The organism is Amycolatopsis anabasis (assembly GCF_009765355.1).
Taxonomy (GTDB): Bacteria; Actinomycetota; Actinomycetes; order Mycobacteriales; family Pseudonocardiaceae; genus Amycolatopsis; species Amycolatopsis anabasis.
Window position 1 is genome coordinate 31,646 of the sequence record NZ_VTHK01000081.1, and the last position, 2,366, is coordinate 34,011.

Genomic DNA, 2,366 nt, shown 5'->3' on the forward strand with positions numbered 1-2,366 from the left:
GACACCGCTTGCGCCGGAAAGGCCGCCCCGGCGACCGCCGAACCCGTGCGGCAGGCGCCGATCGACGAGCCGATCGCGATCGTCGGCATGGCCTGCCGGTACCCCGGCGGCGTCACCTCGCCCGAGGACCTCTGGCAGCTCGTCGCCGACGGCGGCGACACGGTGTCCGGCTTCCCGGCCGATCGCGGCTGGGACGTGGAGTCGCTGTACCACCCGGAACCCGGCGAGGAAGGCAAGACCTACACCCGCAGCGGCAGCTTCCTGTACGACGCCGCGGAGTTCGACCCGGGGCTGTTCGGGATCTCGCCGCGCGAGGCGCTGTACATGGATCCGCAGCAGCGCCTCCTGCTGGAGGCTTCCTGGGAGGCGCTCGAGCGCGCCGGGATCGATCCCGCGAGCCTGAAGGGCAGCCGGACCGGCGTGTTCGCCGGGGTCATGTACCACGACTACGCGCTGAGCGCGTCGTCGTCCGGAACCAGCGGCGGCAGCGTCGTGTCCGGCCGCCTCGCCTACACCTACGGGCTGGAAGGTCCGGCGGTCACCGTGGATACCGCGTGTTCGTCGTCGCTGGTGGCGTTGCACCTGGCGGCGCAGGCGTTGCGGTCGGGGGAGTGCTCGCTCGCGCTGGCCGGTGGCGTGACGGTCATGGCCACCCCGGGCATGTTCGTCGAGTTCAGCCGCCAGCGGGGGTTGTCCGCGGACGGCCGGTGCAAATCGTTCGCGGCGGCCGCGGACGGGGTCGGCTGGTCCGAGGGTGTCGGTGTGCTGCTGGTAGAGCGGTTGTCCGACGCCGAACGGAACGGGCACCGGATCCTGGCGGTGGTGCGTGGTTCCGCGGTGAACCAGGATGGTGCGTCGAACGGGTTGACCGCGCCGAACGGTCCGTCGCAGCAGCGGGTGATCCGCCAGGCGCTGTCGAGTGCGGGACTGACATCGTCCGATGTGGACGTTGTGGAGGCGCACGGCACCGGGACCACGCTGGGCGACCCGATCGAGGCACAGGCATTGCTGGCGACCTACGGCCAGGACCGGGAAACCCCGTTGTGGCTGGGGTCGGTCAAGTCGAACATCGGCCATTCCCAGGCGGCCGCCGGGGTTGCCGGGATCATCAAGATGGTCGAGGCCATGCGGCACGGGGTGCTACCGAAGACCCTGCACGTGGACGAGCCGTCGCCGCATGTGGAGTGGTCGGCCGGTGCGGTGGAGCTGCTCACGGAAACCCGGCCGTGGCCGGAGACCGGGCGGGCCCGGCGGGCCGCGGTGTCGTCGTTCGGGATCAGCGGCACCAACGCCCACGTCATCGTGGAGCAGGCGCCCCCGGTGGCGGAGGCGCCCGTGCCGACCGGTTCGCCGCGCGTGCCGTGGGTGCTCTCCGCGAAGACGCCGGACGCGCTGCGCGCGCAGGCCGACCGGCTGCGGACCTTCGTCGAGTCGCGACCGGAACTGACCCCGGTCGACGTGGGTTTCTCCCTCGCGACCACCCGGTCCGCACTGGAGCGGCGGGCGGTGCTGACCGGCGCCGACCGCGCCGAACTGCTGGCCGACCTCCGCGCGCTGGCCGAGGGCGAACCAGGCCCCGGTGTGCTCGAGGGATCGGCGCGGGCCGGGGGGCTGACCGGTTTCCTGTTCTCCGGTCAGGGCGCCCAGCGGCTCGGTATGGGGCGCGGGTTGCACGAGGCGTTCCCGGTGTTCGCGGAGGCGTTCGACGCGGTGTGCGCCGGATTGGACGAGCACCTGCCCGAGCCGGTGCGGTCGGTGGTCTGGGGCGCGGACGCCGAGGCCGTGGACCGGACGCAGTACGCGCAGGCGGGGTTGTTCGCGGTCGAGGTCGCGCTGTTCCGCCTGCTGGAGCACTGGGGCGTCAAACCGGACTACTTGCTGGGGCATTCGATCGGTGAACTCGCTGCCGCGCATGTGGCGGGGGTGTTGTCGCTTTCGGATGCGTGTGTTCTGGTGGCGGCGCGGGGTCGGTTGATGCAGGCGTTGCCGTCCGGTGGGGCGATGGTGGCGGTGCAGGCGACTGAGGACGAAGTTGTCCCGTTGCTGACCGGTGAGGTGTCGCTCGCGGCGGTGAACGGTCCGGCTTCGGTGGTGGTGTCCGGTGCCGAGGACGCGGTGCTGGCCGTTGCGGAGCGTTTCGAGGGCGAGGGCCGGAAGACTCGGCGGCTTCGGGTGTCGCATGCGTTCCATTCGGCGTTGATGGAGCCGATGCTGGCGGAGTTCCGGCGGGTGGCCGAGGGCCTGACCTTCAGTGAGCCGCGGATTCCGTTGGTGTCCAATGTGTCCGGTCGGCTCGCGGCCGGGGAACCGGCCACTCCTGAGTACTGGGTCGAACACGTGCGGCAGGCCGTCCGGTTCGCCGACGG

Annotated in this window: 1 protein-coding gene; it reads left to right on the plus strand. The window is 71.6% G+C overall.

Annotation, left to right across the window (positions count from 1 at the left end; genetic code table 11):
* Window positions 1-2,366, plus strand: a 2,366-nt coding sequence (locus FXO23_RS52065; protein WP_179957070.1) for a type I polyketide synthase, incomplete at both ends; no start/stop codon positions are given.